This is a genomic window from Megasphaera cerevisiae DSM 20462 (assembly GCF_001045675.1).
GTDB lineage: Bacteria > Bacillota > Negativicutes > Veillonellales > Megasphaeraceae > Megasphaera > Megasphaera cerevisiae.
The window spans coordinates 1-7975 of record NZ_LEKT01000079.1 but is presented as its reverse complement, the minus strand read 5'-3'; the positions used below and the strand labels follow the sequence as shown (position 1 = coordinate 7975).

General features: G+C 45.6%; 10 protein-coding genes. All 10 read right to left on the bottom strand.

What is annotated here, in order from left to right; all coding sequences use genetic code 11:
* Positions 1-50: 50 nt before the first annotated feature.
* Positions 51-254, bottom strand: a complete 204-nt coding sequence (locus AB840_RS17455; RefSeq protein ID WP_072061872.1) for a hypothetical protein — start codon at positions 252-254, stop codon at positions 51-53.
* Complete coding sequence (locus AB840_RS14485; RefSeq protein ID WP_072061871.1) at positions 251-715, bottom strand: hypothetical protein; 465 nt, start codon at positions 713-715, stop codon at positions 251-253. The genes AB840_RS17455 and AB840_RS14485 overlap by 4 nt, the downstream gene beginning before the upstream one ends.
* Positions 708-1325, bottom strand: coding sequence for an HD domain-containing protein (locus AB840_RS14480; RefSeq protein ID WP_048515553.1), 618 nt, complete (start codon positions 1323-1325; stop codon positions 708-710). Before AB840_RS14480 ends, AB840_RS14485 begins: the two co-directional genes overlap by 8 nt.
* Positions 1322-1723: a RusA family crossover junction endodeoxyribonuclease gene (locus tag AB840_RS14475; protein ID WP_048515552.1), complete on the bottom strand. Its 402-nt coding sequence runs from the start codon at positions 1721-1723 to the stop codon at positions 1322-1324. The genes AB840_RS14480 and AB840_RS14475 overlap by 4 nt, the downstream gene beginning before the upstream one ends.
* Positions 1720-2013, bottom strand: coding sequence for a hypothetical protein (locus tag AB840_RS14470; RefSeq protein WP_160300572.1), 294 nt, complete (start codon positions 2011-2013; stop codon positions 1720-1722). Before AB840_RS14470 ends, AB840_RS14475 begins: the two co-directional genes overlap by 4 nt.
* Before the next feature lie 193 nt (positions 2014-2206).
* Entirely contained in the window at positions 2207-4216 is a 2010-nt protein-coding gene (locus AB840_RS14465) for an AAA family ATPase (protein ID WP_048515550.1), read from the bottom strand.
* A 15-nt stretch (positions 4217-4231) separates the two neighbouring features.
* Positions 4232-5824 (bottom strand): DEAD/DEAH box helicase, encoded by a 1593-nt coding sequence (locus AB840_RS14460; protein WP_200809997.1) that lies wholly within the window; start codon positions 5822-5824, stop codon positions 4232-4234.
* A complete protein-coding gene (locus AB840_RS14455) occupies positions 5825-6271 on the bottom strand; it encodes a hypothetical protein (RefSeq protein ID WP_048515549.1) in 447 nt (148 codons plus the stop codon).
* A 21-nt stretch (positions 6272-6292) separates the two neighbouring features.
* Positions 6293-7384: an ATP-binding protein gene (locus AB840_RS14450; RefSeq protein WP_048515548.1), complete on the bottom strand. Its 1092-nt coding sequence runs from the start codon at positions 7382-7384 to the stop codon at positions 6293-6295.
* A gap of 3 nt (positions 7385-7387) precedes the next feature.
* A complete protein-coding gene (locus tag AB840_RS14445) occupies positions 7388-7822 on the bottom strand; it encodes a hypothetical protein (protein WP_048515547.1) in 435 nt (144 codons plus the stop codon).
* Between the last annotated feature and the right edge of the window lie 153 nt (positions 7823-7975).

Genomic DNA, 7975 nt, shown 5'->3' with positions numbered 1-7975 from the left:
TCGCATTTTGGTATTAACAATGATCCCAAATATCATTTTTCTACCTCCTACTATTCGCTGTCAATTAATCCCCATGGATCATCATTTGGCTGTTCTTTTCTGTCAAACGGTCGACCTGCCCTGATCCATAATATATTTTGGGCTTGATAAGCATCTGACGTAGGACTACATTTTCCCTTTTTGGTGATCCTCTTTTGCTTGGCTAATTCCTTTAACTCCGAGTCTGTCATATTCCGTAGTTCCGATATTTTCATATTTTTTTTCCTCCTAACTGCTTCAAAAGCGGCAATAATTCGCTTGTGTGGTCTTTTAATGGTTCCTTGGTTAAATTATATTGTTCTATGCTTTGCCAGCCCTTACCGCCGATAATGGGACGTATCACGTAGCCATACGTTTGATCTGGCACCAGCTCACACCCCATTCCTCGTAAAATACATAATGTGTCGGCCAGCTCGCGGGATTTAAATGCAGCTTGCATAAACAGCCATACCCATTGCTGATGATCTGCTGGATGATATTTTTTGAAATCGTCCGTGTATTCTTCGATTGGCCAGTTTTCGGGGTCACGGGCAGCTTCGACTTTGCGGATAATAGATTCAACCATTCCTTTTATCGTTGGGTCCCGTTGTAAAAGTGGTGATTTTGGCTGTTCCATTGTCCCCAGTACTTCTTTAAATGCAGACCGGGCTCGGCTTACCATTTCTTTTCTATCCATCGTATTCGGTTTCATCAAACCATGTAGCCATCATATCAGCCAGATGCAACGCCGTAACTAAGGGATATGCCCGCTGTGCCGCCCCCAGTGTCTGCAGTCCGTTATAGTTATCGGCTGCCGTATCAAAACGCCCCATATGCCACCGGATGGCCAATTGTTCTTCTGCTGTCAGTCGCATGTATGGTAAAATCATCATGACAGATTTTTCACCATGCCCTAGCGGCATATCATCCTTAAAGATGTACACCATCTTTTCTTCCCACTGCCCCACGTCGTTTTTCTGCCATTTCTTTTCTTTGTGATACTGATTGGCTTTGCAAATATCATGGAGCAATGCGCATATTGTACAAGATTCTTCAGATAATACTATATGTTGATTCGCAAGCGTCCGGCGCAGATCATGCAGCCGGTAGCATACATGTAAACTATGATCCAGCAATCCTCCTTCATACGCACCATGATGACGAGTGGATGCGGGTGCCGTAAAGAAATCTGTACGTGTCTCCACCTGTTGCAACAAGTCCTGCCAGCCTTCCCGCTGTACGTACACTTTAAACAAACCTAAAAATGCATTTTCTTTTTCCGTGGTAAAGTACTGATCTATGTTCATGGTTCTATCTCCTCAATCCGGACATGCAATCCGGGAATCGTATCATAAAATTTTTGAATCGTTTCGGATGCCACCTGACCATCATCGCCCCAAAAATGAAGCGCTGTCAGCACATCTTTGGGCAACTTGACTAAATTATCTGTATCCGGCTTGGTCGCCTTCCACGTCTTCGGCGGGTGTTTTTTGTCTGTCAGGTAAATCCATTGTGTCGTGAGTACCAACGGGCCTTTTAGTTTCCGTTCCGGAATGAATTTAGAAAAATAAGCGGTAAACTTCTGCCGGGCATCCTGCACAGCCGGCGGCTCATATGAGTACGGTTTCCCCTTTCGAACAGTCCATTTTTTTTCTTGGTGAGTAGCCGTTGGCAATTTCATAGGGATAAAAAATTGAACAATCATTTTGCCAGCTCCTTTTCAGCCTTTTCCAGCCAATGCTCCGCAATAATTCTATTGCAATGATCGAGATCACATATTTCTGGCTGTGTACAAATTCCTTCAGCATCTTTCATTGGGCACCAACTACAATCTGCAATTTCACTTACCATCATTGCCAATGCTTTTTTATAAATTTTCTTTTTCAATTTTTTCACCTCATTTTTTTTTGAGAAACCAGAACCGCCATGGTCCTGGTTCAGGACGAAAAATGTGTTAAAAGAAAATGGCAAACCTCGGTGCCATTTTTTTAACATTTTTTGTCCAAGGACCCCACGGAAATTATACAGACGGACAATCCTTATATATAAGACGGATGCCGTCCGTTTTGTCCGGATTTTTATGCGGGCATCTAAACCATTGTCTGAATAAACATTCGCCATTATACATTATGGACAATCAGGACTTTCGTACGGATGCCGAAGCTTACAATTCATCTTTGTTTACCTATTATGTATTTTTCATTACCACTTTACCGTTATCAAAATCAAACTTATTACTTTCTTTTATATAACGCCGTATAGTTCTTTCTGTGGTATTCATATATTCTGCCATTCCAGATACAGTTACGAATCCACTAATAAGGCACGCATTGTAGGCACTTTCCATTTGTTGCTTTTTAGCTTCCTTTCGCTTTTGTTGCGTTTCTTGCCCTTTCTTCCACGGTTCTTTTTCTGCGTCCGGGGTTAAGGCCGCCAGCGTGCCGCTGTCGTCAATCTTGTGTATCGGATACTCAAACCATAAATTCAGCGGCTCAAACGTACGGAATTCACGCAGCGTGCCTTCAAGCCGCCACCCGGTTCCCGGTACGCCGACCTGATCAACCTCCAGCTGAATCATATCCAGCAACGCATCAGCATCCCGGGCAAATACGCCGGAACCGCTGGCGCGGTCCATGCTGCGCTTACCACCCTGGGATCCTTTACTATGATGATGGCAATAGATCACGGCACAATTAAGTTCCGTGCAAACTTTATCAAACTGGTTACAAAAATGGGCCATCTGATCGGCGCTGTTTTCATCGCCCGTAATAATCTTGTAGATTGGGTCAATAATAATCGCCAAATAATCCTTACGAGCCGCTCTCCGAATTAACTTAGGTGCCAGTTTATCCATTGGGATGGACTTGCCTCGCAGATTCCAAATATCAATATTACGGAGGTTTTGCGCCGGCCAGCCCAGTGCATCATACACATCTTTAAAACGATGCAAGCAGCTGGCTCTGTCCAATTCCAGATTGACATATAGCACTTTTCCCTGCGCGCAATCCCAAGTAAGCCATTTACGGCCCTCTGCAATCGCTGCCGTAAGTTCGATCAACGCATAGGACTTTCCTGCCTTAGATGGGCCGGCCAGCATCATTTTATGTCCCTGTCGCAATACACCCTCTATCAACGACGGTGATAATTCCGGCATGTTGTTCCACACGTCTTTCAGGCTTTCCGGATCCGGCAAATCATCATTAATGGCTTCAATCCATTCCCGCCACTCGACAAAATTGGCTTTCCCGATGTGAGTATCGATAAGGTATTGCTTCTTATCTCCGCGCATTACGCCTGGCATCCGCGATAAGCGGGACGGATTCCGGTTTTGCTGATCGATTTCCAGCCCATTCTTACGACATATGGCATAAAGATAATCCACTCTCTTGCGGTATTCGTCATAGCTGCTGGCATCAATATGTACAATCGCATGAATGCTTTTCCCGCCGCTATATACCAGGCATGCTACAGGGAGTTCCAACTGCCGGATGATCTCATTTTGCTTTTCCAGTTCCATGCAATCCGATTCTACTAAGGCATATTTAAAATCCGTTACATTTTCATTGCGAATGCCTTTCCCATCTAATGGATTAAATCGGATCCACGCCCCGACCTTTGGCTTATAGTCACCTAGTACGGCACCGATATCTCCATCGCAAATGGTAAGGCTTTCGAGCAGTTCGCCGGCTGTGCGCTTAAAATTTCCTTTGCTTGGGAAAAACTGCCCGTCTTTTTCCCATGAACTGGTTACATACCCGACATAATCGGTACTGTCAAACAAAGTTGATAGGTACGTGATCAAGTCTTGCACTGGATTCCAAGTACTTCCCGGATCCTGTAGTTCCCGTCCTTCCAGCCACCGTTGATCAATAATGACCTGTTCGTCTTTTTCCTGTATGACGTCATCCCAATCAAAGGCATGCCCGGAACCGGCATCTGCATGCCAGCCGCCTTTCTTGGCCATATCGACGATTGTGGCCCCAGTTACGGGGGTATTGGCGCCATTAAAGGTGCACCATTTCTTTTCACATTCACCGGCATGATACCTCGCAGTATCTCGCAGGCTCCATGCGTCCCAGTCACTGACAGCATAGCCTTCTAGTTTCAGTGCCATGCCTACATTGGTCCATTCCTGATAGGTGCAAAATGACGGATCGATGTATTGCAGGAGCGGCTGCAATTCTATTTCATGTTCCATGGTGACTACTCCTTTTTAGGCTTCGGGGATATATTCCGCCGGTTTAATATCGCTCGGGATGCGCCAGCCTCTGGCAGCAATACGTCCGATTAATTTTGTAGCTGCAGCAAACGTCCACGTCCCGACGTGCTGAAACCCTCTGCTTTCAAGTAACCGGATCTGCCGCGGTGTGGCAAGGCCCGACTCTTTCCGTTTAATGAGTTTGTCTAATATCAATTTCGCCTTACCGGCGTTTTCAATTTCATCGCCAAAAATCCCAAACTTTTCTAACGCCTCCAGCTGTTTTTTGGTAGCCGGACCCATTTCCCATCCAAATGAAGGGACGTACCCTGACAGATCTTCCGCTTGAATCGACATTTCAAATTGCAGCGGATCCACTAACCGACGTTTCCGTTTCTTCATAGCTGCTAATTTATCGGCCAGTGCCGCTTCCCGATCAGAGACGACATCTTCTGATGCTTCTTGCTCCAATACTTCCAAATCTTCCGGTTTCCCCGATTCATTGAGCTTTTCTGTCATCTTGGCGGCAACATCTTCGCTTTCCGCAATCAAGCACGCCGGTCGGCAGAGTTCATGTTTTTCTGTATTCCACAAGAAATCCAAGAGCAGCACATGGTCCTTGCCGGGATACAGCCGGGTGCCTCGGCCTACCATCTGACTGTATAAACTGCGGCTTTTCGTCGCCCGCAAAACAATCACACAATCCACACTGGGGCAATCCCATCCTTCCGTCAGGAGCATAGAATTACAAAGGACATTATATTTCCCTGCATCAAAATCTTGTAACACCTGTTCCCGATCGTCGCTATTGCCATTCACCTCCGCTGCATTAAACCCAACCTGATTCAATAATTCACAAAACTTCTGACTGGTTTTTACCAGAGGCAGAAACACGACGGTCTTGCGATCGGCACAGTACGTCAACATCTCTTGAGCGATCTGCGCCAAATACGGATCTAACGCGGTGCCTAATTCCCCCATTTTATAATCACCAGCTGAAAATCCTACGCCGGATATATCAATGGTAAGCGGGATCGTCTGTGCCACAATTTTACTGAGATAGCCATCCTTAATGGCTTGCGGCAAACTATATTCATAGGCCAGGCTATTGTAATAGGTTCCCAAATTCCGCATATCGGACCGGTCCGGCGTTGCAGTAACTCCCAGGACCTTTGCCCCGTCAAAATACTGTAATACATGCTGATAGCTGTCTGACACACTGTGGTGGGCTTCATCGATGATAATCGTGTCAAAAAAATTGCGGCTAAATTGCTTCAGCCGCTTATCCCGTGTTAATGTTTGCACGCTACCCACCACCACGCGATACCAACTTCCTTTGCAGGATTGTTCGGCTTTTTCCACCGCACTTTTCAGACCGGTTGCTTTTTCAATTTTATCCGCCGCCTGTTTTAATAATTCTTCCCGATGGGCCATGATAAGTACTCGTTCTCCGACCCGAACACGGTCTTCCGTGATCTTGGCAAAAACAATGGTCTTGCCCGTCCCCGTTGGCAGCACTAACAGCGTTTTCTTATTTTCGCCTTCCCATTCCTGCAGAACGGCCGTTTCGGCCGCCTGCTGGTAGGGACGCAGCGCCAGGCTGCCCATTTAAAACGCTCCCTGCTGATAGGTTACGCCGCCGGCTGCCGGCTCTTTGTCATAAAACTTTTTGACCTGATTATATTCATTATCCTTGTATTTATGGATACCTAACTGAAATCTCCCCGTAGCGCCAATCAATTCATTCCAGCGAATGGAAAATTTACCGTCGCCCCGTTTGGCATGTCCGATCGCGCAGGCAAAGTTCGTTAATTGCCATTGTGATTTAGAATGCAGGAATAATTTTTGTTTAATGGTGGCTTCTTTCCCATCGGCTGCTACTACTTTATATTTCAAATTGGCTTCCGGGCACGCCGGCATTTTTTCGCTGCCGTCAAAATAGCCTCGTTCAAAATCTACGATAGTAAAATCGTAATCGCCTGGCGGCAATAGTGTAAATTCACTTTCTGTTTCTTGATAGGTATCATCCCAGCTAAATGCTTTATCTTCTGCCATAATATTCTTCCTCCTACTTTATTAAAAAGGTATATTTTCTTGGTCATGTAATTCTTTAATTACGGCTACAATAGCCGGAAATGCGGCAATTAAGCAGCCTTTAACAAAATCTTCTGGATAGTCTGCGATTGCCATATCCTCGGGAAAATACCCCCGGGATGCTACGGCCTTACGAATATCCACCTCAGTGATGTGCTGTGCTACCATGAGGTCTGCCAGCTCCTTTGGAATGCTTGCCGTGTCTTGTGTAACCGTCTGTTGTACCGGCGGCAGAACTACCTCCTGTTTGTCCGCTACGACATCCGGATTGCGCTTCGGCGGTGCAGGATTGACTGGCGCCGGTTTGGTATCCACGACAGGTGCCGTGTCCCGACTAATTTTAGATGGGATGCAGTGCGCGATCTGGCGGTATTCAAAAGGCAGGCAATCTTTCAAGCCATGCCGGTTTTTGGCATCCCAGTTAAGGTGATGGCAGGTGTACATGACACGCTGCCCGCCGCTGACTTTCGTTTTTTTTGCGTTGCTGTCTTTGCTGTCTACCTTGTAAACCTCGATTTTATAATCGGCAAAGAGCAGCATGTCCGCCCATTCCTTGACCATATCGGATATTTTAGCGCCGCCGGCTTTATTTAGTTTCAATTCGTATCTGTCATAGGGTGTCTGATCTGGCCGTTCAAACTTCCGGACCATGGCATGTGCCGTCAGCACGACGTTCATTTGGGTATCTACTAAATCTTGCAGCCGATTCAACAGCCGACCAAATTCTTCTTTTTCATACATATAGCCCTTGCCATATCCAAAATCTTCGATGCCACTAACTTGATTCTTATTGCAGATAAATTCGACACATAAATGCTCGGCCCAGTCAATCGTATCGATAACCAGTGTTTGATAGCCAAGGTTATCTTTTTTTAGATCACTAATGTACTGCATCAACATGGCCCATGAAGATGGGCGTTCCAGCCGATCTACATTGAGATGAGCGGTACTGCCCTCTGTATCAATAAATAATGGCTGTGGGAACTGGGAGGCAAAGGTAGATTTACCAATACCTTCCGGTCCATACACAACTATTTTTTGATATTTTTGTATTTTCCCAGAAATAATATTCACGGTCTATTCCTCCTCTCCATCAAACAGCCCCATTTGTGCCCGATGGCCTGCAATATATTGATTGGCCTCGCATGTAATTGTTGAAAGGGCGATATTGATATCTTTATTATTGGTCGGATACGCTATGGCAGCGATTGCTAGTTCCCCTTCGAACCCATTCTCAGAACGCACTGTACAAGTGGGAGCAAAACTGTTTAATTGGTCGTCCTTATACTTAAATCCAATAGTATGAATTGCCATTTTAGAAGGACTATCCAATATGGGATTGCTTTCAAAAGACCGGAAACAATCTCTAAAATGACGCAGGGCATCCATAAATTCCGGCCGTGCGGGGTCCTCACTTTTCAGCGAATATTCGGCATCATTGTCATCCATAAACTTAATAAATATCCTTGAATTGAGATATTTAACACTTTTTATGGTCCATTTCTCAAACATATGCGTTCCTCCTTTTAAAATTTACCAGGCTGCCATGTGGGTTTAGGTGCAGCATCTACAATTGGCTGTTCCTGTCCTTTGATATATCCATCTTCAATAATAATGCTGCAGTCATCCCCGGCAGTTACCCGTGTTGCAATGACCTGCAGTCCT